Origin of the sequence: Burkholderia sp. LFS061, assembly GCF_047978125.1 — a bacterium.
Taxonomy (GTDB): Bacteria; Pseudomonadota; Gammaproteobacteria; order Burkholderiales; family Burkholderiaceae; genus Burkholderia; species Burkholderia pyrrocinia_C.
Map to the genome: position 1 here is coordinate 42,413 of NZ_JBFPFS010000033.1, position 24,454 is coordinate 66,866.

26 protein-coding genes are annotated in these 24,454 nt (G+C 67.7%); 11 read left to right on the top strand and 15 right to left on the bottom strand.

Features of this window, described 5'->3' with window-relative positions; all coding sequences use genetic code 11:
* The first annotated feature begins 5 nt into the window (after nucleotides 1–5).
* On the top strand, nucleotides 6–464 hold the full coding sequence (atpC, locus tag ACNQQL_RS25265) for an ATP synthase F1 subunit epsilon (RefSeq protein ID WP_072444191.1): 459 nt from the start codon (nucleotides 6–8) through the stop codon (nucleotides 462–464).
* Between the two features lie 23 nt (nucleotides 465–487).
* Here atpC and ACNQQL_RS25270 read toward each other — a convergent pair whose 3' ends face one another.
* Entirely contained in the window at nucleotides 488–706 is a 219-nt protein-coding gene (locus ACNQQL_RS25270) for a DUF1653 domain-containing protein (protein ID WP_006480837.1), read from the bottom strand.
* A 57-nt stretch (nucleotides 707–763) separates the two neighbouring features.
* Complete coding sequence (locus ACNQQL_RS25275) at nucleotides 764–1,207, bottom strand: GNAT family N-acetyltransferase (protein WP_072444193.1); 444 nt, start codon at nucleotides 1,205–1,207, stop codon at nucleotides 764–766.
* A 261-nt stretch (nucleotides 1,208–1,468) separates the two neighbouring features.
* On the opposite strand from ACNQQL_RS25275, the gene ACNQQL_RS25280 reads away from it, so the two are divergent.
* Both ACNQQL_RS25280 and ACNQQL_RS25285 read left to right on the top strand, forming a co-directional pair.
* The gene (locus tag ACNQQL_RS25280) at nucleotides 1,469–2,092 is read left to right on the top strand and encodes an HAD hydrolase-like protein (protein WP_072444195.1); all 624 of its coding nucleotides are present in this window, start codon (nucleotides 1,469–1,471) and stop codon (nucleotides 2,090–2,092) included.
* A gap of 390 nt (nucleotides 2,093–2,482) precedes the next feature.
* Nucleotides 2,483–3,061, top strand: a complete 579-nt coding sequence (locus ACNQQL_RS25285) for a DUF4142 domain-containing protein (RefSeq protein ID WP_347066487.1) — start codon at nucleotides 2,483–2,485, stop codon at nucleotides 3,059–3,061.
* A gap of 134 nt (nucleotides 3,062–3,195) precedes the next feature.
* Here the strand turns inward: ACNQQL_RS25285 and ACNQQL_RS25290 are convergent, their stop codons facing one another.
* Entirely contained in the window at nucleotides 3,196–3,795 is a 600-nt protein-coding gene (locus ACNQQL_RS25290; RefSeq protein ID WP_347066489.1) for a GNAT family protein, read from the bottom strand.
* Between the two features lie 59 nt (nucleotides 3,796–3,854).
* Nucleotides 3,855–4,769 carry a LysR family transcriptional regulator gene (locus tag ACNQQL_RS25295; protein WP_072444200.1) on the bottom strand — a complete coding sequence of 305 codons (915 nt, stop codon included), beginning with the start codon at nucleotides 4,767–4,769 and terminating at the stop codon, nucleotides 3,855–3,857.
* Nucleotides 4,770–4,878: 109 nt separating this feature from the next.
* Here ACNQQL_RS25295 and lysA point away from each other — a divergent pair, with 109 nt between their 5' ends.
* Nucleotides 4,879–6,117 carry a diaminopimelate decarboxylase gene (gene lysA, locus ACNQQL_RS25300; protein WP_347066492.1) on the top strand — a complete coding sequence of 413 codons (1,239 nt, stop codon included), beginning with the start codon at nucleotides 4,879–4,881 and terminating at the stop codon, nucleotides 6,115–6,117.
* A 132-nt stretch (nucleotides 6,118–6,249) separates the two neighbouring features.
* On the opposite strand, the gene ACNQQL_RS25305 is transcribed toward lysA, so the two are convergent.
* Nucleotides 6,250–7,137, bottom strand: a complete 888-nt coding sequence (locus ACNQQL_RS25305; protein ID WP_072444204.1) for a DMT family transporter — start codon at nucleotides 7,135–7,137, stop codon at nucleotides 6,250–6,252.
* A 127-nt stretch (nucleotides 7,138–7,264) separates the two neighbouring features.
* On the opposite strand from ACNQQL_RS25305, the gene ACNQQL_RS25310 reads away from it, so the two are divergent.
* A complete protein-coding gene (locus ACNQQL_RS25310) occupies nucleotides 7,265–8,743 on the top strand; it encodes a PLP-dependent aminotransferase family protein (RefSeq protein ID WP_347066494.1) in 1,479 nt (492 codons plus the stop codon).
* Nucleotides 8,744–8,782: 39 nt separating this feature from the next.
* Here the strand turns inward: ACNQQL_RS25310 and ACNQQL_RS25315 are convergent, their stop codons facing one another.
* Nucleotides 8,783–10,216 carry a nicotinate phosphoribosyltransferase gene (locus ACNQQL_RS25315; protein WP_347066496.1) on the bottom strand — a complete coding sequence of 478 codons (1,434 nt, stop codon included), beginning with the start codon at nucleotides 10,214–10,216 and terminating at the stop codon, nucleotides 8,783–8,785.
* Nucleotides 10,217–10,290: 74 nt separating this feature from the next.
* Nucleotides 10,291–11,331 (bottom strand): bifunctional nicotinamide-nucleotide adenylyltransferase/Nudix hydroxylase, encoded by a 1,041-nt coding sequence (locus tag ACNQQL_RS25320; protein ID WP_347066498.1) that lies wholly within the window; start codon nucleotides 11,329–11,331, stop codon nucleotides 10,291–10,293.
* Between the two features lie 181 nt (nucleotides 11,332–11,512).
* Between ACNQQL_RS25320 and ACNQQL_RS25325 the strand changes: the two genes are divergently transcribed.
* Entirely contained in the window at nucleotides 11,513–11,965 is a 453-nt protein-coding gene (locus ACNQQL_RS25325) for a type II toxin-antitoxin system RatA family toxin (RefSeq protein ID WP_347066500.1), read from the top strand.
* Between the two features lie 234 nt (nucleotides 11,966–12,199).
* On the opposite strand, the gene speD is transcribed toward ACNQQL_RS25325, so the two are convergent.
* From speD to ACNQQL_RS25350, 5 genes are read right to left on the bottom strand one after another with little or no spacing between them, the layout of a single operon-like run.
* Nucleotides 12,200–12,583 carry an adenosylmethionine decarboxylase gene (gene speD, locus ACNQQL_RS25330; protein WP_347066502.1) on the bottom strand — a complete coding sequence of 128 codons (384 nt, stop codon included), beginning with the start codon at nucleotides 12,581–12,583 and terminating at the stop codon, nucleotides 12,200–12,202.
* Nucleotides 12,580–12,729, bottom strand: coding sequence for a hypothetical protein (locus ACNQQL_RS25335; protein WP_153489189.1), 150 nt, complete (start codon nucleotides 12,727–12,729; stop codon nucleotides 12,580–12,582). Before ACNQQL_RS25335 ends, speD begins: the two co-directional genes overlap by 4 nt.
* Nucleotides 12,726–14,243, bottom strand: a complete 1,518-nt coding sequence (locus ACNQQL_RS25340) for a DUF4178 domain-containing protein (protein WP_347066504.1) — start codon at nucleotides 14,241–14,243, stop codon at nucleotides 12,726–12,728. Before ACNQQL_RS25340 ends, ACNQQL_RS25335 begins: the two co-directional genes overlap by 4 nt.
* A 9-nt stretch (nucleotides 14,244–14,252) precedes the next feature.
* Nucleotides 14,253–15,305 (bottom strand): SPFH domain-containing protein, encoded by a 1,053-nt coding sequence (locus tag ACNQQL_RS25345; protein ID WP_347066507.1) that lies wholly within the window; start codon nucleotides 15,303–15,305, stop codon nucleotides 14,253–14,255.
* Between the two features lie 26 nt (nucleotides 15,306–15,331).
* A complete protein-coding gene (locus tag ACNQQL_RS25350; RefSeq protein ID WP_174419351.1) occupies nucleotides 15,332–15,718 on the bottom strand; it encodes a DUF350 domain-containing protein in 387 nt (128 codons plus the stop codon).
* A gap of 121 nt (nucleotides 15,719–15,839) precedes the next feature.
* On the opposite strand from ACNQQL_RS25350, the gene ACNQQL_RS25355 reads away from it, so the two are divergent.
* From ACNQQL_RS25355 to ACNQQL_RS25375, 5 genes are all read left to right on the top strand, one after another.
* Nucleotides 15,840–17,354, top strand: coding sequence for a polyamine aminopropyltransferase (locus ACNQQL_RS25355; RefSeq protein WP_347066509.1), 1,515 nt, complete (start codon nucleotides 15,840–15,842; stop codon nucleotides 17,352–17,354).
* Nucleotides 17,354–18,973 carry an NAD(P)-binding protein gene (locus ACNQQL_RS25360; protein ID WP_347066511.1) on the top strand — a complete coding sequence of 540 codons (1,620 nt, stop codon included), beginning with the start codon at nucleotides 17,354–17,356 and terminating at the stop codon, nucleotides 18,971–18,973. Before ACNQQL_RS25355 ends, ACNQQL_RS25360 begins: the two co-directional genes overlap by 1 nt.
* A gap of 124 nt (nucleotides 18,974–19,097) precedes the next feature.
* Complete coding sequence (locus ACNQQL_RS25365; RefSeq protein ID WP_347066514.1) at nucleotides 19,098–19,853, top strand: N-acetylmuramoyl-L-alanine amidase; 756 nt, start codon at nucleotides 19,098–19,100, stop codon at nucleotides 19,851–19,853.
* Between the two features lie 50 nt (nucleotides 19,854–19,903).
* The gene (locus tag ACNQQL_RS25370; RefSeq protein WP_072444220.1) at nucleotides 19,904–20,293 is read left to right on the top strand and encodes a lysozyme inhibitor LprI family protein; all 390 of its coding nucleotides are present in this window, start codon (nucleotides 19,904–19,906) and stop codon (nucleotides 20,291–20,293) included.
* Nucleotides 20,294–20,378: 85 nt separating this feature from the next.
* The gene (locus ACNQQL_RS25375; protein ID WP_347066516.1) at nucleotides 20,379–20,906 is read left to right on the top strand and encodes a GNAT family N-acetyltransferase; all 528 of its coding nucleotides are present in this window, start codon (nucleotides 20,379–20,381) and stop codon (nucleotides 20,904–20,906) included.
* Nucleotides 20,907–20,931: 25 nt separating this feature from the next.
* Here ACNQQL_RS25375 and ACNQQL_RS25380 read toward each other — a convergent pair whose 3' ends face one another.
* The 3 genes from ACNQQL_RS25380 to ACNQQL_RS25390 form a co-directional block, all read right to left on the bottom strand.
* Nucleotides 20,932–22,278, bottom strand: coding sequence for a glutamine synthetase family protein (locus tag ACNQQL_RS25380; RefSeq protein ID WP_347066518.1), 1,347 nt, complete (start codon nucleotides 22,276–22,278; stop codon nucleotides 20,932–20,934).
* A 152-nt stretch (nucleotides 22,279–22,430) separates the two neighbouring features.
* On the bottom strand, nucleotides 22,431–22,988 hold the full coding sequence (locus ACNQQL_RS25385) for a helix-turn-helix domain-containing protein (protein WP_034180557.1): 558 nt from the start codon (nucleotides 22,986–22,988) through the stop codon (nucleotides 22,431–22,433).
* Between the two features lie 17 nt (nucleotides 22,989–23,005).
* Nucleotides 23,006–24,295: an FAD-binding oxidoreductase gene (locus ACNQQL_RS25390; protein WP_347066520.1), complete on the bottom strand. Its 1,290-nt coding sequence runs from the start codon at nucleotides 24,293–24,295 to the stop codon at nucleotides 23,006–23,008.
* Nucleotides 24,296–24,454 lie beyond the last annotated feature (159 nt).

Genomic DNA, 24,454 nt, shown 5'->3' on the forward strand with positions numbered 1-24,454 from the left:
TGCGCATGACGACGTCGATGAGGCTCGACATCCTGAGCGTGGAAGCGGTGCTGTATGCCGGCGACGCGCATTTCGTCGTCGTCCCGGGCGAAAGCGGGGAACTGGGGATCTATCCACACCACGCGCCGCTGCTCACGCGGATCCGGCCCGGCGTCGTGACGCTCGTCGACGCGCCGACCGGCGAGCATCGCCGCCTCCTCGTCGCGGGCGGCGTGCTGGAGGTCGGCCGCGACGGCGTGACGCTGATCGCCGATCACGCGCTGCGTACGCCCGAACTCGACGATCTGCGCGCACGCGAAGCACGGCATGCGGCCGACGACTGGCGCCGGCGCTACGCGCACGAAAACCGGCGCGCGTTCGATTTCGCGTCGGCCCGCGCGGAACTGATGGATGAAATCCGGCGCTTCTTCACGATGGCGCTGCGGCAACAGGCGCCGCACGACAAGCCGGGCGGAGCCGGCTAGACGCCGGCTCCGGTGCCGCCCGCTCAGTCGCGCAGCTTGCGAAAACGCGGCGTGCCGTCTTCGAGGTTGCCGTTGAACATCGCTTCCGGCCGCACCCAAAGGCCGCGCGCGTGCGGCCACAGATGCTCGTACACGACCACCGATTCCTCGGTTTCGGAATGGCGGGCGACGCCGATGTAGCGGTACAGCCCGCCCTTGTAGTGGCGATGCGTTGCGAGCTGTTCGGCTTCCTGTTCGGTCATGACGGGCTTCTCTTCGGCAAAAACGGAAAGCGCGTATTGTATGCGCTGCGCCGCGCGTCAGCGTTTCGTATAGATGTCGGGACGGCGGATCTCCATCAGCCGCTCGGGATTCGCGGACGGCCCGAAGCCGACCGGCCGGTACAGCTCGTGCGCGTCGGTCGTCACGAGCATGATGCGGCGCAAGCGCTGCACCATCTCCTGCGCGAATACGTGATCGATCAGCGCGCGGCCGTAGCCGTTGCCGCGTTCGGCCGGCAGCACGAACACGTCGCACAGGTACGCGAACGTCGCGTGATCGGTGACGAGCCGCGCGAACCCGACGAGCCGGTCGCCGACATACGCACCGAAGCACAGCGAACCCTCGATCGCACGCTCGACCACGTCGCGCGGAATGCCCTGCGACCAGTACGCGTCGCGATGCAGGAAGTCGAAGATCGCGTCGACGTCGAGTTCGCGCTTGTCGGTGGAAAATCTCAGCGTGGCGGGGGTGGCTGCGGGCACGTCTGTTCTCCGGTGGGGGGCGGAAGGCGGAGTATCGACGATACCGCGCTGTGCGGCGGGCTACAAGCGGGCACTACCACGCCGCTGCTGCACGACAGGTGAGTCCTCTTGCCGGACGGCAACGCGCGCGTATCAGGCGAAATGCCCGTGCTCGCCGCCGGATATCGGCCCACCGCGACAGCTCGCCGCATTCGCCCGCTTACCCGCGCACGCATTTCGGCGGATGATGTAGCCCGCTCGATCAATCCGCCACCTCGCCACATGCCCTACCGCCTCATCGCCTTCGACTTCGACGGCACGCTCGCCGATTCGCTCGACAGCTTTCTCGCCGCGCTGTCGGAAGCTTCGCGCCTGCACGGCTTTCGCGACGCGACGCCCGAGCTGCGCCCGGCACTGCGCGGCATGTCGGCGCGCGACATCATCCGTGCGCTCGACGTGCCGATGTGGAAAGTGCCACGCGTGACGATCGACATGCGCCGCCTGATGAAGCCGCGCATCGCGCAAGTGATGCTGTTCCCCGGCGTCGACGACACGTTCGACGCGCTCGCCGCGCGCGGCATCCGCATTGCGATCGCCACGTCGAATACCGAGGACATCGTGCGTGACCGGCTCGGCCCGCGTGCCAGCGGCCGCGTCGACACCTTCGCGTGCGGCATTCCGCTGTTCGGCAAGGCACGTCGCCTGCGCGCGCTCGTTCGCGAGGCCGGCGTGCGCGCCGACGAAGTGCTGTACGTCGGCGACGAAATCCGCGATGCCGACGCGGCACGACGCGCGCACATCGCATTCCAGGGTGTCGCGTGGGGCTACACCGCACCCGACGCGTTGCAGGCGCATTGCGCGACGCCGTTGCTGCCGCGCCTCGATGCACTGCTCGATCGCGTGTGACGCATTCAAGCGCATCGCACGCGCAAGTCGTCACGTCGCTCGGCGCGCACGACACGGTAACGGCAGCACGACGATGAAATGCAGATGACACGCACGTGCATCCCGCACGCCGCACACGCGCAAAAATTGCCGCCGCCACGCGTGCACCAGGTACGCAATACCGGCACGCACACCTGCTCATCGATGCGTCTTACCAACCGTTACACAAACCACAGCGCGGTTGCACCTGCTACCCGACCGCTCTCCTAGAATCATTCGGGCCGGGACACACTTCGACCGGCGCCGCGGCAGAGCGGCGGTCGAATCCGGCCCGGGCGCGCCCGGTCTCTCGCACAGCTACGGATCACGTCATCCGTTTTTTAACCAGAGCCCCGATCGAAAGGAGGTCCCATGAACCGCTTTCCCCACATCTCGCGCCTTGCCTTGTCTGCCGCTGGCCTGCTTCTCGTCGCCGTGACGGCGACCGCGCAAACCGCGCAACCGGCACCCGCAGCGCCCGCCGCACCGGCCGCTGCCGCGACGCGCATTCACGAAGCCGACCAGGCCTTCATCACGGACGGCACGAAGACCGTGTCGACGCAGCACGACGCGGCACGCATCGCCGATGCGCGCACGTCGGACAGCCAGGTCAAGGCCTTCGCGCAGCGCGTGTCGGCCGACGATGAAAAGATCATCCAGGCGATGCGCGCTGCAAGCCCGCGCGGCGTCGACGTGCCGGCCAACGACCCCGACACGACCGTGCTGAATAGCATCAAGAGCCTGCGCGGCGCCGAGTTCGACAAGGCGTATATCGAGCAGGTCGCGCTCGCCAGCCAGCAGAAGACGATCTCGGCATTCCAGGCCGAAATCGCATCGGGCCGCGACACGAAGCTGAAGGAAGTCGCACGCCAGTCGCTGCCGATTCTGCAGAAGCACTACGCGGACGCGCAGAAACTCGCGGAGCGTCACCACCTCGCATCGGCGCAGTAACGATGCAGCGCCGCGCGTCGTGCGCGGCGCACCGCTTCCCCTGTCGTCGCGCAGCCGCGTCCCCTGCCGGCTGCGCGATGCACATCTGATCGGCCGACCCGCGAATACGCGCGCCGCACGTCACGCGTCATGCGTTACGTCGCAAGCTTCGCCATCAACCGCCCACGCACGTCCGGCCATTCTTCGTCGATGATGCTGAAGCGCACCGAATTGCGCTTGCGGCCGTCCGGCATGATCCGTTCGTGACGCACGATCCCTTCCTGCTTCGCGCCGAGCCGCAGAATCGCCGCGCGCGATTTCTCGTTCAGCTCGTCGGTCGTGAACTGCACGCGCACGCAGTGCAACGTGTCGAACGCATAGGTCAGCAACAGCCACTTCGCTTCGGTATTCGCGCGCGTGCGCTGCGCCGATTCGCTCAGCCACGTATGGCCGATCTCGAGCTTGCGATTCTTGCGATCGATCTTCCAGAAGCGCGTGCTGCCGATCACGCGGCCCGATGCGCGATCGACGATCGCAAACGGCATCACGGTGCCGGCCGCGCGCCCCTGCAATGCCGTGTCGAGATACGCGTCGATCGTCTCCGCGCCCGGCACGACCGTGACCTTCAGGTTCCACAACTGGCCGTCCGCGGCGGCATCGAGCAGCGCCTGCCGGTCCGACGCTTCAAGCGGCCGCAGTTCGACGCGCTCGCCGATGAGGGGCGGTGGTTCGATGGAAGGCGATGCGGCGGTCATGACGGAGTTCCGAAAAGTTGGGACGATAGCGGCAAAAAACGCCCATCATACGGCGCTGTTTAACCGAGGTGCGCGGCCAGCCGGCGACGGATCGCTTTCGCCTCGCCGCGCAACGCATCGGCAAACGCATCGACGAGCAGGTTCTTCGGCCGGTGCTCGGGCACGATCATGCTGACCCGATACGGGAACGACCGCGTGAGCGGCCGCACGTGCAGGTCGCGGCCGACGAAATCGAGCGCGGTCAGCGGATTGACGATCGCGGCGCCGAGCCCCTGCCGCACGAACGCGCACACCGACACGGCCGACGGCGTGTCGACCACCGAGCGCGGCGCGACGCCCAGCTGAGCAAACGCCTCGTCGATCAGAATGCGATACGGATCGTTCAGCGACAGGCTCACGAACGGCCGATCGGCGAGATCCAGCAGATCGATCGCGTCCTGCGCGAGCAGCGGATGGCCGTCGGGCAGCACGCATACTTCGTCGACTTCGAGCAGCGGCGTAAGCACGGTGCCGGCCGGCGCGACGTCGTGCTCGGTCAGCCCGAGGTCGTACCGCTGCGCGGTCAGCCACTCCTCGAGCACCGGCGATTCCTGCGTCGCGACCGACACGCTGACGCCCGCGTGGGCCGCGTGAAAGCGCCGGCACGCGCCGGGCAGGATCGCGTGCGAGAACGCCGGCAGCGCGATCACCGAAAGCTGCCCGTCGCGAAACTCGCGCAGGCGCGCAGCCGTCGCCGCGACGCGCTCGAGCCCCACATACGCAAGCCGCACGTCGTCGAACAGCGTGAGCGCGGCCATCGTCGGCCGCAACCGGCCGTGCGCGCGCTCGAACAGCGCGAAGCCGACGACCTGCTCCATCCGCGCGAGCTCGCGGCTGATCGTCGGTTGCGACGTATAGAGCATCTCGGCCGCGCGCGTCGTGCTGCCGGTGACCATCAGCGCGCGAAAGACCTCGATATGGCGGTGCGTGAGCATGGTCTTCTATATCAGAAATGAATCGAATGTCGAATAGCAAGCATTTTACTGTATAGATGAACAGGCGCATCATTCACGCTATCCGTTCATTCGACACGATTCATCCGCCATGTCCCTCGATTCCCGCCAGCTCGCGACGCTCGCGCAGCAATACGGCACCCCGCTGTGGGTGTACGACGCCGACGTCATCCGCGACCGCATCGCCCAACTGCGCCAGTTCGACGTGATCCGCTACGCGCAGAAGGCGAATTCGAACGTCCATATCCTGAAGCTGATGCGCGACGAAGGCGCGTGCGTCGACGCGGTGTCGCTCGGCGAGATCGAGCGCAGCCTCGCGGCCGGGTTCAGTCCGGCCGGCGAGCCGGAAGGCGTCGTGTTCACGGCCGACCTGATCGACCGTCCGACGCTCGCGGCCGTGCTGAAGCACGGCGTGACCGTGAACGCGGGTTCGCTCGACATGCTCGCGCGCATCGGCGAGCACGCGCCGGGCCACCGCGTGTGGCTGCGCGTCAACCCCGGTTTCGGGCACGGCCACAGCAACAAGACCAACACCGGCGGCCCGCAGAGCAAGCACGGCATCTGGATCGACGACGTGCCGCGCGCGATCGAAATCGTGCGCCAGTACGGGCTCAAGCTCGTCGGCATCCACATGCACATCGGCTCGGGCGTCGACTACGGCCACCTGTCGCAGGTGTGCGATGCGATGGTCGACCTCGTCACGTCGCTCGGCCATGACATCGACGCGATCTCGGCCGGCGGCGGCCTGTCGATTCCGTATCGCGACGGCGAGCCGCGCGTCGACGTCGGTCACTACTTCAGCCAGTGGGACGCCGCGCGCAAGCGGATCGAACGGCACCTCGGCCACCCGGTGCGCATCGAGATCGAACCGGGCCGCTTCCTCGTCGCCGAAGCCGGCACGCTCGTCACCGAAGTGCAGGCCGTCAACCGCCGGCCGAAACACGATTTCGTGCTGATCGATGCGGGCTTCAACGACCTGATGCGCCCGTCGATGTACGGCAGCTACCACGCGATGTCCGTGCACACGCACGACGGCGCGCTGCCGGCCGGCCGGCCGCTCGTCGACCTCGCGATCGCGGGGCCGCTGTGCGAATCGGGCGACGTGTTCACGCAGGATGCGGGCGGCGTGGTCACGCACCGCAAGCTGGCGCAGCCGCAGATCGGCGACCTGCTGTTCCTGCACGACGCGGGCGCGTACGGCGCGTCGATGTCCTCGAACTACAACAGCCGGCCGCTCGCGCCGGAAGTGCTCGTCGATCGCGGCGCGCCGCGGCTGATCCGCCGCCGGCAGACGATCGGCGAACTGCTCGCGCTCGAGACGTTCGAGTAACGCGCTTTCGGCGTGACGAAGGCCAACGGCCAGGCTTGCCGCTACCGGCAGCCTGGCCGTTTTGCTTTTCGGCGTGCCGCCGGTTCGCGCGGTCGCGGCCCGGAGCAACCGCTCGGCCGCACCACAGCAGCGTCACCCCGCGCGCTGCACGGGCGCCATTTTCGAGAAGTACTTCGCACCGGCCACGCAGCCGACCACGACGACCGTCACGACGACCATCGACGGCGGCACCGTCTCGTGCAGCAGCCCGGCGGCCAGCAGGAAGCCGAAGAACGGCTGCAGCAGCTGCAACTGGCCGACGCCCGCGATCCCGCCGAGCGCGAGCCCGCGATACCAGAACACGAAGCCGATCAGCATGCTGAACAGCGACACGTACGCGAGCCCCCACAGTGCGGCGGCATCGACACCGTCGAACGACGCGGGCCACGTAAGCCACATGAGCGGCAGCATCAGCGGCAGCGACAGCACGAGCGCCCACGAGATCACCTGCCAGCCGCCGAGATCGCGCGACAGGCGCGCGCCTTCCGCGTAGCCGAGCCCGCACGCGACGATCGCGGCCAGCATCAGCGCATCGCCGACCACCGACGCCTGGCCGCCGTTGCGCAGCGCAAACGCAGCCACCGCGCCGCTGCCGACGATCGAGAAGATCCAGAACGGCAGCCGCGGCCGTTCGCCGCCGCGCCACACGCCGAACAGCGCGGTCGCGAGCGGCAGCAGCCCGACGAACACGATCGCGTGCGCGGACGTCACGTGCTTCAGCGCAAGCGCCGTCAGCAACGGGAAACCAACCACGACCCCGAGCGCGACGATCGCCAGCGACACGGTCTCGGCCCGCGTCGGCCGCTTCTGCTTCAGCACGACGAGCAGCAGCAGGCCGAGCGCGCCGGCGATCGTCGCGCGCGCGAACGTGAGGAACAGCGGGTCGAGCCCCTGCACCGCGACACGCGTCGCAGGCAGCGAGCCACTGAAGATGATCACGCCCAGCAGGCCGCTGAGCCATCCGTCGGTCGTCTTTTGCACGGCAAATCCTGAACGGGGAAAGGTGGATGACCGATGATCCGCCGCCCGCGGAAAACGCGTAAGCTACACCCCAATACAATCCGGACAAACTGTACTGAACAACTGGCCGTACAGTTCATTCTTCGCCATGAGCCATACCGCCCCGATTCCCGTTCCGCCCGCGCCGTCGCGCACGCGCGTCGAAACCGTGATGGATACGTTGCGCGCGCGGATCGCGAGCCGCGCGCTGATGCCCGGTGCGCGCGTGCCGTCGATCCGGATGATGGCCGACGCGCTCGGCGTGTCGAAATCGACGGTCGTCGATGCATACGAGCGGCTCGCGAGCGAAGGCGTGCTCGTCGCGCGGCGCGGCTCGGGCTTTTACGTGTCGGGCCACGCGCCGCCGCTCGCGCTCGCCGATCTCGGCCCGCGCCTCGACCGCGAACTCGATCCGCTGTGGCTGTCGCGCCAGTCGCTCGAGGCGGCGCCGACGACGGTGAAGCCCGGCTGCGGCTGGCTGCCGTCGTCGTGGCTGCCCGACGAGAGCCTGCGCCGCGCGCTGCGCGCCGTGTCGCGCGACGAATCCGACGCGCTGACCGACTACGCGACGCCGCTCGGCCTGCCCGCGCTGCGCCAGCAGCTCGCGTGGCGGCTCGCGCAGCACGGCGTCCACGCGGAACCCGCGCAGATCATGCTGACCGACGGCGGCACGCATGCGCTCGACCTCGTATGTCGCCTGCTGCTGGAGCCGGGCGACACGGTCGTGCTCGACGATCCGTGCTACTTCAACTTCCAGGCGCTGTTGCGCGCGCATCGCGCGCGGATCGTCAGCGTCCCGTACACGCCGAACGGGCCCGATCTCGCGCGCTTCGAACAGGTACTCGCCGAGCACCGGCCGCGCCTGTACATCACCAACGCGGCGCTGCACAACCCGACCGGCGCGACGCTCGCGCCGCCCGTCGCGCACCGGCTGCTGACGCTCGCGGCCGAGCACGACCTGCTGATCGTCGAGGACGACATCTTCGCGGATTTCGAGAGCACGCCCGCGCCGCGACTCGCGGCGTTCGACGGGCTGTCGCGCGTCGTATCGATCGGCAGCTTCTCGAAGACGCTGTCGGCCGCGATCCGCTGCGGCTACGTCGCCGCACGCCCGGAATGGATCGAGGCGCTCGTCGACCTGAAGCTCGCGACGTCGTTCGGCAACGCGCAGATCGGCGCGAACGTCGTGCACCGGCTGCTCGTCGACGGCACGTACCGGCGCCATCTCGACAGCCTGCGCGCGCGTCTCGCGGACGCGATGGGCGAGACGATCCGGCGCCTCGCGCGCGCGGGGCTCGGGATCTGGACGGAACCGCGCGGCGGCCTGTTCGTATGGGCGCAACTGCCCGACGGGCTCGATGCCGCACGCGTCGCGCGCCACGCGCTGGACCGCGACGTCGTGCTGGCGCCCGGCAACGTGTTCAGCGCATCGCGCAGCGCGACGTCGTACCTGCGCTTCAACGTGTCGCGCTGCAAGGGGCCAGCGGTGTTCGATGCGCTTGCGCGGGCGATGGACGCGGCGCGTGCGACGGAGCGTGACGGCGTGCAGGCGAGCGCCGACGGACGCGTGCCGGCCGGTGAAAGATGAAAGCCGGCGGAAGCGCGGCGGGATGCCCCGCCGCCTGCGTCAGGCCTCCCCCGCGTGCGCCCTCGCCCGCACCTCCGCAAACGTCGTATCGACCAGCAACCGCCCCGTATCGAACACCGTCTCGAGCGCCTCGTCCCATTCGCCTTCCAGCGCACGATCGTCCCACGCAACGGGCAGCGTCGTCGTCCGATACGCTCCGGTGCGGCGATTGCGCAGCAGCGTGAGCCGCCCCTTCTTCGAGCGCTTGCCCTGATCGGTGACCGGATCCTTGCGGACGTCGTGCCACATGCCATCGCGCCGGATCGCCGAGCACTTCATCGCAAAGCGCTGCGTATCGCGGTTCACCTGCTGCAGCAACGCGCCGCCCATGCCGAACACGACATTGCCGGCCGCATAACCCGCGTCGTCGAGTGCGGAAAGAATCGCGTCGATCGACAGCTCGTCGACACCGTCGCCCTGGATCACGCGCACGCGGTTCAGCACGCGCCGCCCCTTGCCGTTCAAGGTCGAGCCGAACGACACGTCGAGCGCGCGCACGGTCTGCATCACGATCTTCACGGGGTCGCCCGAATCGGGACGCACGACGAGCGTCGCGCCGGAATCGATCACGGCCTGCCTCAGTTCGCCGCCCCACAGATCGAGCGCGGCGAACAGATCGTAGGAGTCCGACACGACCGACACGATCGCGCCGGGCAGCCCGAAGCGGCGGATCATGTTCCGGTACGCATCGGCCTCGCCTTCTCTCCCCCACGACGTGATCGTGCTGTGCTCGGCCGCCGGCACCGAGTATGCAGCCATCGGCTCGCGATAAAAACGGTTCGCGGCCAGCACGCCAAGCACCGTGTCCGAGCCCATGAAGTTCACGAGGTGCGCCGCGCCGCCGATCGCGGCCGACTCCGCGCTCGACACGCCGCGCGCGCCGAAGTCGTGCAGCTTGAACGGCAGTTGCGCGAGATCGTCGTCGGTCCTTTCGAGGAAACGGCGGATCGTCTGCCGCAGGTGCCAGCTTCGCGTCGCGACCGTCACCGGATACCAGACGCGCAACAGCATCGTCTCGAGATACGATGCGAGCCAGAACACCTTCGGATCGTCGCATTCGACGGTCATCAGCACGTTGTGCACCGGCACGACCGAACCCTCCGGCACCGCGCGGATCTTCACGGGCAGATAGCCGTCGTAGCGTTCGACGATGTAGCGCCACCCTGCTTCGTTGAACGGCACGCCGTGCACCGTGAAGAAATCGCGCGCGTCGTCGATCATCGCGTGCGTGACCGGCTTGCACAGATATTCCTTCAACAGCATCTGCAGGCCGAAGAACAGCGTGCGGTCGTAGCGGCCGCCGCGCGATTCGACGTACGAGAACATCGCCGACGAGTCGGGCGGATATTGCAGGAAGTGGGAAGCCTTGTACGAATCCGTGTTGAGGATCGGATTGGCGAGAACCGCGGCAAAGCCGCCGGGATCGTTTTGCATGGCTAGAGCTCCTCTAGGCCGTTGAAGTGCCGCCGCGTCTGTCGCGGCGGACCGGAATGCGGGGACTCAGCGGGTCACAGCTTCCCCAGGAAGTGATACGCGATGTCGAAGTGATCCTCGAACATCACGTTGCGCATCTGCGCGAATTCGTTGAGCGGCACCCAGCGCGCCTTGTCGGCGTCGTCGCTGCCCTTCACGCGCGGCAGCTCGCCGGTCGGGAAGTTGAACAGGCACGCGTGCGTGATCGTGCGGCCGCGCAGCGAGCGGGACGGGTGATCGAACACCTGCCGATCCTTGATCGAGCCGCGCAGCACGGGCTCCGGCAGCTTCAGGCCGGTTTCCTCGCGCAGCTCGCGAATGCACGCCGCATCGAGCCGCTCGTCCTGGTTCACGAACCCGCCCGGCAGCGCCCACAGGCCGCGGCCCGGTTCGCTGCGGCGGCGCACGAGCAGGATATGGCCCGAGTGCACGACCACCGCGTCGACCGTCACGAACGTGACGGGATACGGCGCGGCCGCCCATGCCTTGCGATACGCGGCGATGAATTCGGCTTCCGACTTCAGTTGCGCGAATTCCGGCTGCGTGCGAAAACGCTCGAGCCAGCCGAACACGGGTTCCGGCACGGCCCACTGCACGAAGCTGTTGGTGCGTTCTGCGAAATACTGATCGCGGATCTCGGTGGCGGAAATGTCTTCGGTCGCATCGACGTCGACGAGCTCCCATTGCGGGAACATCCGCAGGTAATACGACGTGGCGTCCTTCTCGTGGCCGATCAGCCCGACCTTGCGCTGCGCGACGTCGCCGAGCGCGGACGCGACGGCGTCCTGCACCCAGCGCACCCAGTCGCCATCGTTGTACGTCGAATCCTGCAACGGCGCGATCGTCACGCGGTCGCGCTCGGACGCGTCGAACAGCGAAGCCAGCATCTGGCGGCGCTCGTCGAACGAGAACGGTTCCTTGATGGTGCGGGGCTTGTCGGTCGACCCGATCAGCACGCACACGCGCTCGGCCCGGCTCAGTGCCGACTTCAGCACGTTCAGGTGACCACGATGCGGAGGCTGGAAACGACCAATGAAAACGAGCGCGTCGAAGCGCCGGTTCTGTTGCGTACTCATGAGGCTCCCTCAAGAGATTGAAACGCTTCGGGTCTTTCCCGAAGGGTTGGAATGAATCCTAGGTGAAATCCCGGAATGCGTCAATCGAGCACACGCTCGACTTGACCATGTCTGACGAAATGCACGGTATTGGCGGGGTACACTCGATTTCATCCTAATCCGCACCATTGCGCCCGCCATCATGAGGATCTCAGTCAGCCGGACCGTCGGTGTCGATCGCAGACGCCTCTTCACGTGGTCGCAGGATTACGCGCGGCGGCTCGTGTGGGACAGCTTCCTCACCGACGCCTATCTGCTCGACGAAACGACGGCCGACGTCGGCGTCGACGCGTTCTGCCGCAGCCAGTCGGGCGCCACGATGGTGTCGCGCTACATCTCGTACCGCCCGCCTCAGGTCGCTGCCGTCGAAATGGTCGAGGGGCCGAAGGTGCTCGAACGCTTCAGCGGAAGCTGGAACTTCACCGAACACACGCCGGGTTCGACCGAAGTGAAGTTCACGTACAATTTCCGCGCTCAGCCGTCCTGGCTGCGCTGGCTGCTCGAACCGCTGATCGGCGCGGTCTATCTCGTGCAGACGCGCCGGCGTCTCGATTCGTTCAAGCGCTGGGCCGAAGCCGAAGCGCTGCCGCGCTGATACGCACTGCCGCGCACCCGCGCGCGGTCCGGCGTGTTTGCGCCACCGCCTTCCAGATGTGTTCGCCCCCGTCACGGCTGCGTCATCTGGCATTTGCCAGATTCGCCAAACCCCGGAGAAACTGCGGGCGGCCGTTATCCCGGCGGCGAGCCCCGACCGAGAGAACGGGGCACGCCTCCCTGAAACGGTGTCGACACAAACAGAGCCTATCGGCAACAAGTGTGAAGCGCTCGCTCAAGGCAATATACCGCCGCGCGCCACCTGCTGCCGGGCCTGCGCCTGCGTACCGAGCGCGGCAGCGATCGCATCGACCGCATCGGCCGCACGCGCCGCGCCGCACATAAATGCATCGACGGCCGCGAAGCGATGCTCGGGCCACGTATGGATCGTGATGTGAGATTCGGCGAGCAGCACGACACCCGTCACGCCATGCTCGCCGCCGAAATGATGGAAGTGCGCGCCGATCACGCGCGCGCCTGCCTGTTGCGCCGCTTCGGTGAGGATCGCTTCGAGCCGTGCGGCGTCGCGCAGCAGCGTCGCATCGATGCCGGCCAGATCGGCCAGCACATGCGAGCCGAGCGTCGCGCTCGGCGGCGCGATCCCGTCGCGTGCGGTCATTTGTGCGACCCGTACGACGAGTAGCCGCTGCGCGCCGACGAACTGCCCCAGCCGCCGCCGCCCGAACCGCTGCCGCCGATCGACGCGCAACTGAACAGCGTGACGACGATCAGGCCGTAGACGCCGTAGAGGATGTACCGGATCACGAGTTGCCCCCGTCCGATGCAAAGCCCTTCCACAGCCATTCGGGCAGCCACAGCACCATCAGGCCGACCAGCACGTAGACGGAGCGGCCGCTGAACGAGAACAGCGAGCCCATGTTGAAGATCACGAGCAGCGCGCTGAACACCCACGGCAGCGGCGCAAAACTGTGCGGGCCTTTGCCGCCGAACAGGCCCGTCGACGCTGCGGCGCCCGTTGCGGCCGCAGCCGCGGCCGTCGCAAGCGCCGGCGTGCCGAAGCGTTCGGCGAGCGCGCTGCCCGACAGCGGCCGCGCACGCGACCACACGATCTCCGCAGCGCTGCGCTCGCGCGTCAGCTTGTCCTTTTGCCAGCCGTAGTCGATGATCGACGTGCGATCGCCCACCTGCACGCGCCAGTTGAACGCACCGACCACGTAGACGACTTCCGATTCATATTCCTCGCGCAGGCGGTAGGTCTTGCCGCCGTCGGTCACGTCGGACTCGCTGCCGATCGTCGGCCAATGGTCGAGCACCTGCACGCGTTCCCAGCGCCCTTCGCTCTGCACGAGCCACAGGAAACCGCGCTTCGGGTTCAGCAGCAGGTATTCGTCCCACGTCTCGTCGTCGCCCGGCACGCGGCAGCGCATCATGCCGATCACCGTGTACTTCACGCCGTCGAACGTGCCGATTGCACCCAGCTCCAGCGCGCCCTTCACCGCTTCGAGCTTGCGCTGCGCCGCGAACACGGTCTGCTGCTCGGCCGTGCACTGCACGCCCGCGTGACAACTGCCGCACACGACGTAGTCGGCCACGTTGGGCGCATACGACAGCGGTGCTCCGCAGCTCGGGCACGCGAACGGCACCATCTCCGCGCCGCGCTTCTCGCGCGTGTCGGCTTCCGTTTCGCGCAGCCCCGTGAATGCGAGCGCATCGAACTCCAGCGCCTCGCCCGAATAGACGGCCGGGCTCCCGCCGTTCGAATCGGCATCCGAATAGTCGTAGGTTGCAAACGCGTTGCCGGTCCGCAGATCGACGACGCGCGCCTCCCAGCCGGCATCGACGCGGAACGGCAGCTCGCCGTCGCCGCCCGTACAGCGCGCGGTGCGCACGTCGGACACGAGATACGCGCGGCCGCCGTGGTCGATCCGCATGCCCGGTTCGAGCGTGCCGAACGCTGGCCACGCACCGCCGGACGCATCGTCGGGCTCGCGCACCGTGACCGCGTACTGGCCCGACGCATCCGACAGCCAGCCGAATGCGCCGTCGTCGAACACGACATACCATTCGCTCCACGCGCCGGCGTCGTAGGTCATCTGGATGCGCCCGAGCACCGTGAACGTGCGCTTGCCGTAGCGGCCGGCCGTGCCGATCTGGATCGGCGACGCATCGTCGAGCACCGTGGCAAGCTCGCCGATGCGCTCGACGTCGGTGCCGCGCTTGAGCAGCGTGCTGCGGCAGAACGCGCAGACGGCCATCACCGCCGCCGCCGAGCGAAACTCGACCGGCGCGCCGCACTGGGGGCACGAAGTGCTGAACATGCGCGACGCTTACCGCGTGAGCTTCGCGAGGATCTCGGCCTTCGCGCGCGAATATTCGTCTTCGGTCACGAGGCCCTTGTCGAACAGCACCTTCAACTGTTCGAGCCGCTGCACGTAATCGGTGCCGTCGGCCGACGCAGCCGGCTGAGCGGCAGCCACCGGCGCTGCGACGGGAGCAGGCGGTGCGGCCGGCGCCGGTTGCGCGGCGCCCGCAATCTGGCCGGCCATCGCCTGCCCGATCGCCGCGCCCGCGGCGAGCCCCGCGCCGATACCGGCAATGCCGCCCGGGTTCTGCGCGGCCAGCGGAATCGCCTGCGCGGTCTGGTATTGCGTGGCGCGCGCAAGATCGCCGGCCATCCCCGCGCCGATCCGCAGGTCGAGCGCCTTCTGCAGCTCGGCCGGCAGCGATACGCTCTCGACCGCGAACGCGTCGAGCGCGAGGCCGTAGCGCGTAAACACCGGCACCAGCGCCTCGGCGATGCGCTGCGACAGCAGCGACTGGTTCGCGGCCATGTCGACGAACGGCACGTCGGCCGAGCCGAACGTCGTGCTCATCGCGGTCACGACCAGGTTGCGCAGTTGCTGCTCGAGATCGTCGACCGTGTACTGCGCGCGTGTGCCGCTGACCTCGCGGTGGAACGCGGCCGCGTCGACGATCCGGTACGAGTAGATGCCGAACGCGCGCACCTGCACGAAGCCGAATTCGCGGTCGCGGATCGTCACCGGCTGCGCGGTGCCCCAGCGGCGGCCGAGCTGCAGCCGCGTGCTGAAGAAATAGACGTCCGACTTGAAAGGCGACTGAAAGAGTTTGTCCCAGTTCTTCAGGTACGTGAGCACCGGCAGCGTGTTCGTTTCCAGCGTATACAGCCCCGGCTGGAACACGTCGGCGACCTTGCCTTCGTTCACGAAAATCGCGACCTGCGTTTCGCGCACGGTCAGCTTGCCGCCGTACTGGATTTCCTGGTCTTCCATGGGATAGCGCCAGGCCAGCACGCCGTCGGAATCTTCCGTCCATTGCAGGACGTCGATGAACTGCTTGCGGATGAATGAACCCAGACTCATGTCGGTCTCCTCGGACGCGTGGCGCGTCAGGTCAGGCAGGCGGCATTGATGATGCCGACGACGAGCGACGCGGTGCCCATCAGGCCGCCCATCGCGACGTTGCGATCCTCGATCGCATGATTCATGCCGGGTATCAGGCGCGTCAGCGCCGCATAGGTGATCAGTTGCACGACCATCGCGCCGACGGCCCAGATCACGACTTCGCCGAGCGTCGAGTTGTGCGCGATGCTGGACGCGAGCGTCAGGCAGAAACCGATCAGCGCGCCGCCGAACGACAGCGTCGCGGCGGCGTTGCCGTCGCGGATCAGCGCCAGTTCGTCGAACGGGGTGACCTTCAGGTACACTGCCGCGAACACGAGAAGCAGCACGAACGCCGACAGTAAATGAACCGCATAAAGATAGGCACTATTCATTCTTTCCCTCGGATTTTGTGCTCGGTTCGCCGCCCCGTCGCCGGCCGGCCCGTCAATGGCCGACCCACGAAAATCCGCGCCAGTATATCCACATTGCCGACCGCTGCACAACGGACGCACCATGCTGCATAAGCGTGCGCTCGTCCTGTCGATCCTCGTGCTCGCGTCGTGCGGGCTCGGCTACGAACTGATCAGCAGCGCGCTGTCGAGCTACCTGCTCGGCGATTCGATCCTGCAGTTCTCGTCGGTGATCGGCTGCTACCTGTTCGCGATGGGGATCGGCTCGTGGCTCGCGAAGTTCGTCGAGGACGACGACGTGCTCGACCGCTTCGTCGACATCGAACTGCTCGTCGGCCTGCTCGGCGGCGTGTCGGCCGCGCTGCTGTTCGCGGTGTTCGCGTGGCTCGCCGCGCCGTTCCGCGCGGCGCTCTACGCGCTGGTGCTCGCGCTCGGCCTGTTGATCGGGATGGAGATCCCGCTCGTGATGCGCGCATTCCAGCAGCGGCGCCAGGCGTTCCGCCATACCGTCAGCGAAGTGCTGACCTTCGACTATCTCGGCTCGCTCGCCGTGTCTCTGATCTTCCCGCTCGTGCTCGCGCCGCGTCTCGGCCTGCTGCGCACGAGCTTCCTGTTCGGAATCCTGAACGCATTCGTCGCACTGTGGACGACCCACCTGTTCCGCGAAGAGATCCGCAACGTGCGCGGCAAGCTGATGCGCGCGGCGCTCGTGATCGGGCTTCTGGTCGCCGGCTTCGCGCTGTCGGACCGCATCACGCACTGGGCCGAACACGGCGTGTACGGCGACGAGACGATCTATTCGGAAACGACGCCGTACCAGCGCATCGTGCTCACGCAATGGCACGACGACATGCGGCTGTACCTGAACGGCAACCTGCAGTTCTCGTCGCGCGACGAGCATCGTTATCACGAAGCGCTGATCCATCCGACGATCGACGCGCTGCCGTGGGCGAAGCGCGTGCTCGTGCTCGGCGGCGGCGACGGCCTCGCGGTGCGCGAACTGCTCAAGCACCGCAACCTCGAACGGATCACGCTCGTCGATCTCGATCCCGCGATGACGAAGCTGTTCTCGACGTCCGCGCCGCTCGTCAAGCTGAACCAGGGCTCGCTGAAGGACCCACGCGTGCACGTGATCAACGACGACGCGGTGCGCTGGCTCGAATCGAATGCCGACGTGTACGACGCGATCGTCGTCGACTTCCCCGATCCGACCAACTTCGGGCTCGGCCGGCTGTATTCGGTGCCGGTGTTCCGGCTGCTCGCGCGCCACCTGTCGGAAAACGGCTACGCGGTGATCCAGTCGACGTCGCCGTATTTCGCGCCGCACGCGTACTGGACCATCATCGCGACGCTGCACGAAGCCGGGCTCAACACGTGGCCGTACCACTGCTACGTGCCGTCGTTCGGCGACTGGGGTTTCGTGATCGCCGGCAAGCGCCGCGATTTCACGGTGCCGACGCACTACTCGGTGCCGACGCGCTGGCTCGACGCGCAGACGGCCGCCGAGATGTTCCACTTCCCGGCCGACATGCCGGCGCTGCCGATGTCGCCGAACGAACTCAACGACCAGCCGCTCGTGCGCCGCTTCGACGACGACTGGAAGCACGTGCTGCGCTGATGGACCGCCGCACGTTCCTCGTCGCGTCGGCGGCCGCGTCGCTCGCCGCATGCGGCCGCACCGGCTGGATCGAGACGACGCCGCGCGTCGGTTACCCCGGCATGCGCGAAGGCCATGCGCTGCGCGACCATGCAACCCTGCCGCCGTCGTCCGGCACGATCGAAACCGACGTCGCGATCCTCGGCGCCGGCGCGGCCGGGCTGTCGTGCGCATGGCAGCTCGCACACGCGGGCCACAAGCGCTTCGCGGTGCTCGCGGGCCCCGAATTCGGCGGCAATGCGGCCGGCGGCCGCTTCGGCGATCTCGGTTATCCGAAAGGCGCGCACTACCTGCCGCTGCCGTCGCTCGAATCCGCACATCTGCGCGACATGCTCGCCGATCTCGGCGTGATCGAATCCGCACCGCTCTCCGCGCGCCCCGTGTACGACGAGCGTGCGCTCGTGCACGCGCCCGACGAACGGCTCTTCATCGCGGGCCAGTGGCAGGACGGCATCTTGCCGACGGCCGGCCTCGGCGCCGACGAACTCGCGCAGCAGGCGCGCTTCTTCGCGTACACGGACGGGCTGCGCAGCGCGCGCGGTGCCGACGGCCGCAAGGTGTTCTGCATCCCGATCGCGGAATCGTCGCGCGACCCGCGCTGGCGCGCCCTCGACCGGCGCTCGTTCCGCCAATGGCTGCTCGACGAGGGTTACACCGCAAAAGCGCTGCACTGGTACCTGAACTATTGCTGCCGCGACGACTACGGCGCGGGATACGAGCACGTGTCCGCATGGGCGGGGCTGCACTATTTCTCGTCGCGCGGCGGCCACGCGGGCGATGCGAGCGACGGCGCGGTGCTGACCTGGCCCGACGGGCTGCACACGATGGTGACGAAGCTGACCGATTCCATCACCGCGCGCACCGGCTCGAATGCGTGGTCGAGGGACGGCTTCGCGGTGCGCGCGACCGAACGCGCGGGCGGCGTCGACGTGCTGTGCGCACGCATCGGCGACGACGGCGCGCTGTCGACGTTCACGCTGAAGGCGCGGCGCGTCGTATGCGCGATGCCGCTGTTCGTCGCGGCGCGCGTGTTTCCGCAGCTTTCCGCGTACGGCTTCGAGCCCGCACGCGACCTGCCGCCGCGCGCGCCGTGGCTCGTGTCCAACTTCCTGCTCGACGGCATGCCGGCCGAGCAAGCCGGCGTGCCGCTCGCGTGGGACAACGTCGTCTACGACGGCACGGGGCTCGGTTATGTCGTGTCGACGCACCAGTTGATCCGGATGTCGCCGCCAACGCGCTCGGTGTTCTCCGCATATCAGGCGTTGAGCACGCAAGCGCCGAACGATACGCGCCGCTGGCTCGCGCAGGCGAAGCCCGACGCGTTGCGCGAACAGGCGGCGATCGACCTGCAGGCCGTCTACGGACGCGAGCTGTGGAAACACGCGACGGCGCTCGAGATCACCGTGCGCGGCCATGCGATGGCGACACCCGACGTCGGCTTCCTGAGCCGGCCGGGGCTGCTCGCGCTGCGCGATGCGGACGGCCCCGTCGTGTTCGCGCACGCTGACCTGTCCGGACTGTCGCTGTTCGAGGAAGCGTCGTACTGGGGCATGCTCGCAGCCCGGCGCGTGCTTGCCTGACGGTCGCCATTCGTCATTGCGGTGCCGCCATCACCCGCTATAATCGCGCGACATTCCGACTGCATTGAGCAGGCCGACGGTGCTGCGCCGTGCGACGCGCCGCATGCCCTCCTCGACAACAACAATGACGAACCGAACCATCCGACGCCTTCGCCCGTTCGTGCGCGCCGCCGTGCGCGTGCTCGCGTGCGCCCCGCTGCTCGGCGCGCCGCCGGCGCTGCATGCGGCCGACACCGCAGGCACCGAGCCCGCATCCGGGCCCTACATCGTCGTCGACACCGGCCATACGCCGGCTCACCCGGGGTCCACCGGCGCGAGCGGCCGTGTCGAATACCTGTACAACCTCGATCTGTCCGCCGCGGTTGCGGAAAAGCTCGCCGCGCACGGCGACCGCGTGCGGCGCACGTCGGCCGACGGCCGCGAGATCGCGCTCGACCAGCGTTCGACGCAGGCGCCCGACGCGAACCTGTTCGTGTCGATCCATCACGACTCGATGCAGCAGCAATTCATCGACGCGGGCCGGCAGCGCGAATTCCGCGGCTTCTCGGTGTTCGTGTCTGAGCGCAATCCGCACTACGCGGAAAGCCTGCGCTGTGCGAAGGCGATCGCAGAACGGCTGGTCGCGGCCGGCGAACGGCCGTCGCTGTATCACGCGCAGCCGATCCGCGGCGAGAATCGCCCGCTGATCGACCCGCAACTCGGCATCCACCGCTTCGACGATCTCGTCGTGCTGCGCACCGCGCCGATTCCGGCCGTGCTCGTCGAGGCCGGCGTGATCGTCAATCCCGACGAAGAAGCACGGCTCGCGCAACGCGGGACGATCCAGCGCCTGTCCGCCGCGATCGCGGGCGGGATCGACGCATGCACGGCGCCGAAGTGACGGCATTGCCCATCGGGCCCAACGGTTTTCACCCAGTCAGGAGCATCAAAATGAAAAAGAAGAATCTGTTCGCATCCTGCGCGTTGTTCGCGCTTGCCGTTCCGTTCGCCGCGCACGCGGCCGGCTGTGCGAAGCCGCACAGCGCGTTCGACCAGGTGTACTGCAGCAGCACGCAGTTCTCGCAGACCGACCGCGAACTCAACGACGAATACGGCCGCCTGCGCAAGCAACTGAGCGGCGACCAGCAGGCGACGCTGAAGGCCGGCCAGCTCGCGTGGATGAAGCAGCGCGACGCGCAGTGCAGCGAAACCCGCAACAACGGCTACCTCGTGGATCTCCAGTGCGCGACCGACATGACGGCGTCGCGGCTGTCGTTCCTGCGCGAGCGCGAGCGTGAATGCACGAGCACGGGGTGCGTGGCGTCGAAGCTCGGCGAGTAAGCGCTTCGCAGGTGCCGTGTCGCGAAGCGGTTCGCGGCACGGCATGCGCTGCGCATCGAGAATCGTTCGATCAGGCAGAATACGCATGACACCGAATACGACAACGATCGACATCCGCGCTGCCACGTCCGCCGATGCCGCGGCCATTGCCGACATCCACGTCGCGTCGTGGCAGGCAACCTACACGGACATCATGCCGGCCCCATTCCTCGCCGGCCTCTCTGTCGAAAAGCGCACGACCTTCTGGCGCTGTGCGCTCGACGCCGGCCGCCCGCTCGTCGCGCTCGCATTCACGGGCAATGACGCGGCGGGCTGGATCGCCTATGGTCCGACGCGCGACACCGACAAGGATCGCGCGTGGGGCGAGATCGAAGCGATCTATCTGCATCCGTCGCATTGCGGGCAAGGAATCGGCGCGGCGCTGGTCGATCATGCGTGCCGATCGCTGCATGACGCGAGCCACGCATGGGTATCGCTCTGGGTACTCGTCGAAAACCGTCGCGCAAGGGCATTCTATGAACGCGAGGGCTTCGTCGCCGAAGACGACATCAAGACGTTCGAGATCGACGGTACGCCGATCGAGGAAGTGCGCTATTGGCGCGCACTTCCCTAATTTGCTTCTTCGACGCGCGCGGCAATCACAAAAACCACCGATACTCCCGCGCGCCGATTTCATTACGAAAATCCAGCTCTTCCTGCCGCTTGTTCTCGCAGTACACCATCACGAACTCGCTGCCGAGCCGTTCGCGCACGGCCGGATGATCCTGCATCGCCGCGACAGCCGACAGCATCTCCTTCGGAAAATCGATCCCGCTGCCGCGATCCTCGTTGAGCGGCGCGATCGGTTCGATCCGCGCATCGAGCCCATGCTCCATCCCGGCGAGGATCGCCGCGAGCACCAGATACGGATTCGCATCCGCGCTCGCGAGCCGGTGTTCGATCCGCAGGTTGCGCGCATCCGACTCCGGAATCCGGATGCAGGCATCGCGATCCTCGAAACCCCAGCTTGCGCGGCTCGCCGCGTTCACCATCGATCCGTAGCGCCGGAACGCGTTGTGATTCGGCGCGAACACGGGCATGCAATGCGGCAGCAGCGCGAGGCATCCGGCCACCGCGTGCCGCAGCGGGCGCTGCCCGTCCGCCGCGAGCAGGTTGCGCCCCGCGTCGTCGTACAGGCTCACGTGCACGTGCATCCCGCTGCCCGGCGCATGCAGGTAAGGCTTGCCCATGAAGCTCGCGCGATAGCCGTGCTGCAACGCGACGCCGCGTGTGCTGCGGCAGAACAGCGCCGACCAGTCGGCCGCGCGCAGCCCGTCGTCGGTATGGCCGAAATTGATCTCGAACTGGCCGGGCCCGAGTTCGGCGGTGATCACCGTCGCATCGACGCCCTGTTCGCACGCGGCCTCGACCATCTCGTGCAGCACGTCGGAGAAGCGCGACAGCCGCTCGATATGCATGTTCGGCTGATCGTCGCGGTCGTCGCTCAGGCGATCGCGCGGGTACTGCGGCATCCCTTCCGCGAGCTGCGCGGCGAACAGGTAGAACTCGATCTCGAACGCGACGACCGGCCGGATGCCGCGCGCCGCGAAGCGCCGCAGCACGCGCGCGAGCACCTCGCGCGGCTCGAACTCGATCGGCGCATCCGTGCCGTCCGAGCTGATCAGCATCTGCGCGAGCGGCTGCCGCTCCCAGCGCACACGCTTCAGCGTGCCGGGAATCAGGCGGCGCTGCGCGTCGGGGTCGCCGTCGTTGAAGCAGTAGTCGCCGATCTTGTAGAGGCCGCCCTGTGTGCCGAGCAGCACGCAGTTCTGCGGCAGCTTCAGCAGCGAGCCCGACGCGATCTTCTCGAGCGCATCGATCGGGTAGCGCTTGCCGTAGAAGTGCCCGGGCAGGTCGAGGCAGATCAGGTCGACATAACGAATCTCGGGGTGCGCCTGCCGGAATGCGCGGACTTCACCGACCAGCGCGGGAACGACGTCAGCCATGTCTCATCCTTTCCATGTCTTGTATGGCGGTGCCGCAGCGCGGCGAACCGGATTCACGCGGCACAGATGACAACGCACGCCGCATTTAAATCAGTACTGCAAACATGCTGTGTGGCGCGGCGGCCTGCGACACCGCCCGCCCCGCCGACGACTCAGGTGAACACCCAGATCACGCGCGTCGGTGCGTCTGTCAGGTTCGCATAACGGAACCGCTTGTGCGCAGGCAGCTGGAACGCATCGTTCGGGCCGAGCGTGACGGGCGTGTCGTCGCCGTCGATCCAGATCGTCAGTTCTCCTTCGAGCACGAAGCCGCCCTGCTCGTCGCTGTCGTCGACGGGCCGCTCGCCGCTGCTCGCGCCTGGCGCGAGATGGCTTTCGAGAACCGAAAAGCGCGAGCGCATGTTCGGCGATACGAGGATGTCGGTAATGCCGGCCGCGTAATACACGGTGCGCCGCTCGTCGGGCCGCGTGACCCACGGCACGCTGCGCGGCTTGCTCAGGCTGTAGAAATACGTGGTCGGCACGCCGAGCGCCTCGCCGATCGCGGTGAGATCCGCGACCGTCGGGCGCGACAGCCCGCGCTCGACCTGCGACAGAAAGCCGACCGAGCGGCCGATCCGCTCGGCGAGGTCGTTCAGCGTGACCTTGCGATGCTTGCGCAGGTCGCGGATCAGGATCGCCAGACTTTCTATCTCTTCCTGTTCGTTCATGATGGGTTCCGAAACGGTCAGACGGTGTCGCGCAAACGGTACCAGGCCTTGCCGATCGCTTCCAGCGGCGCGGCGAGCCGGTCGCCGCCGGGGAAGCGCGGGTTGCGGATGCGCCGGTACTGCGCGAGCAGGCGCTCGTCGCCGAGCACGGCGTCGGCGACCGCGCGCGCACCGGCGAGCGTCGGCAGCACGCCGTGCCCCGAGAAGCCCTGCAGCCAGAAACGCTGCCCGTGGCGGCCGATGTCCGGCGTGCGGCGCATGCTGATGTCGATATGGCCGCCCCACGCGTAATCGAACGGCACGCCGGCCAGTTGCGGGAACACGCGTTCGAGGTGCGGGCGCGCCGCCGCCGCGATATCGGCCGGAATGCCGCCGAGATACGTGCAGCCACCGCCGAACAGCAGCCGGTTGTCGGGGCTCAGGCGGAAGTAGTCGGGCACGAACTGGTTGTCGATCACGCAACTGTTCTGCGGCAGCAGCGCACGCGCAACGTCGGGCGCGAGCGGCGCGGTCGCGACCTGGTACGTGCCGACCGGCAGCAGCCGGCGCGCCAGGTCGCGATCGAGCCGGTCGACGTACGCGTTGCACGCGAGCACGAGCACGTCCGCGCGCACTTCACCGCGCGCCGTGCGGGCGATGTGGCCGCCGGCCGTCTCGCGGCAGTCGAGCACGCGGCTCTGCTCGAAGATGCGACCGCCTGCGCGCTCGATCGTCTGCGCGAGGCCGAGCGCGAGTTTCAGCGGATTCAGGTGGCCGGCTTCCGGATCGTGGAGTGCGGCGAGATAGCGCGTGCCGCCGATCCATTCGGGCATCTCGTCACGCCCGATCACGCGCAGCCGGTCGTAGCCCCAGCGCTCGGCCGCCTCGTCGCGGGCCTGCGCGAGCATCGCGACGCGGCGCGGCCGCACCGCGGCCCACAGGCTGCCGGGCCGGTAGTCGATGTCGAAGCCGTGCCGTCCGGGCAACTCGCGCACCTCGGCCGCGGCCCAGCGCATGCTGTCCCACAGCAGGCGCGCGCCGTCGCGGCCGAGCGAATCCTCGAGCGGCTGCATGTCGCACGACCAGCCGAGCAGCGCCTGCCCGCCGTTGCGGCCCGACGCGGCCCACGCGACACGGCTCGCCTCCAGCACGACGACGCGCTTGCCGGCGAGCGCAAGGCGCAACGCCGTATGCAGCCCGCTGAAGCCCGCGCCGACGACGAGCACGTCGGCGTCGATGCGCTCGTCCAGTTCCGGACGATGCGGGATCGGCGCCGGGTAGGTGCCGGCGTAGTAGCTTGCGACGTGACGGTCGGACTGCACGAACATGCGGACTCTCGTGAAATTTTCGCATCGAAATTTCATGAAAAACTAGCACGACAATTTCACGCAGGCAAGCGCGCGGGAAAAGCGGCGCATCAGTCCGAGGAACTAAACATGATCATGCGATGGGAGACGTTCTCGCACGCTGTTGCAGTTGCGTGCTCA

Bases quoted from the DNA above. Each gene is read 5' to 3' on its own strand.
- atpC (WP_072444191.1), top strand. From the start codon at position 6: ATGACGACGTCGATGAGGCTCGACATCCTGAGCGTGGAAGCGGTGCTG.
- ACNQQL_RS25270 (WP_006480837.1), bottom strand. From the start codon at position 706: ATGACCGAACAGGAAGCCGAACAGCTCGCAACGCATCGCCACTACAAG.
- ACNQQL_RS25280 (WP_072444195.1), top strand. From the start codon at position 1,469: ATGCCCTACCGCCTCATCGCCTTCGACTTCGACGGCACGCTCGCCGAT.
- ACNQQL_RS25285 (WP_347066487.1), top strand. From the start codon at position 2,483: ATGAACCGCTTTCCCCACATCTCGCGCCTTGCCTTGTCTGCCGCTGGC.
- ACNQQL_RS25290 (WP_347066489.1), bottom strand. From the start codon at position 3,795: ATGACCGCCGCATCGCCTTCCATCGAACCACCGCCCCTCATCGGCGAG.
- ACNQQL_RS25295 (WP_072444200.1), bottom strand. From the start codon at position 4,769: ATGCTCACGCACCGCCATATCGAGGTCTTTCGCGCGCTGATGGTCACC.
- lysA (WP_347066492.1), top strand. From the start codon at position 4,879: ATGTCCCTCGATTCCCGCCAGCTCGCGACGCTCGCGCAGCAATACGGC.
- ACNQQL_RS25310 (WP_347066494.1), top strand. From the start codon at position 7,265: ATGAGCCATACCGCCCCGATTCCCGTTCCGCCCGCGCCGTCGCGCACG.
- ACNQQL_RS25315 (WP_347066496.1), bottom strand. From the start codon at position 10,216: ATGCAAAACGATCCCGGCGGCTTTGCCGCGGTTCTCGCCAATCCGATC.
- ACNQQL_RS25320 (WP_347066498.1), bottom strand. From the start codon at position 11,331: ATGAGTACGCAACAGAACCGGCGCTTCGACGCGCTCGTTTTCATTGGT.
- ACNQQL_RS25325 (WP_347066500.1), top strand. From the start codon at position 11,513: ATGAGGATCTCAGTCAGCCGGACCGTCGGTGTCGATCGCAGACGCCTC.
- speD (WP_347066502.1), bottom strand. From the start codon at position 12,583: ATGACCGCACGCGACGGGATCGCGCCGCCGAGCGCGACGCTCGGCTCG.
- ACNQQL_RS25340 (WP_347066504.1), bottom strand. From the start codon at position 14,243: ATGTTCAGCACTTCGTGCCCCCAGTGCGGCGCGCCGGTCGAGTTTCGC.
- ACNQQL_RS25345 (WP_347066507.1), bottom strand. From the start codon at position 15,305: ATGAGTCTGGGTTCATTCATCCGCAAGCAGTTCATCGACGTCCTGCAA.
- ACNQQL_RS25350 (WP_174419351.1), bottom strand. From the start codon at position 15,718: ATGAATAGTGCCTATCTTTATGCGGTTCATTTACTGTCGGCGTTCGTG.
- ACNQQL_RS25355 (WP_347066509.1), top strand. From the start codon at position 15,840: ATGCTGCATAAGCGTGCGCTCGTCCTGTCGATCCTCGTGCTCGCGTCG.
- ACNQQL_RS25360 (WP_347066511.1), top strand. From the start codon at position 17,354: ATGGACCGCCGCACGTTCCTCGTCGCGTCGGCGGCCGCGTCGCTCGCC.
- ACNQQL_RS25365 (WP_347066514.1), top strand. From the start codon at position 19,098: ATGACGAACCGAACCATCCGACGCCTTCGCCCGTTCGTGCGCGCCGCC.
- ACNQQL_RS25370 (WP_072444220.1), top strand. From the start codon at position 19,904: ATGAAAAAGAAGAATCTGTTCGCATCCTGCGCGTTGTTCGCGCTTGCC.
- ACNQQL_RS25375 (WP_347066516.1), top strand. From the start codon at position 20,379: ATGACACCGAATACGACAACGATCGACATCCGCGCTGCCACGTCCGCC.
- ACNQQL_RS25380 (WP_347066518.1), bottom strand. From the start codon at position 22,278: ATGGCTGACGTCGTTCCCGCGCTGGTCGGTGAAGTCCGCGCATTCCGG.
- ACNQQL_RS25385 (WP_034180557.1), bottom strand. From the start codon at position 22,988: ATGAACGAACAGGAAGAGATAGAAAGTCTGGCGATCCTGATCCGCGAC.
- ACNQQL_RS25390 (WP_347066520.1), bottom strand. From the start codon at position 24,295: ATGTTCGTGCAGTCCGACCGTCACGTCGCAAGCTACTACGCCGGCACC.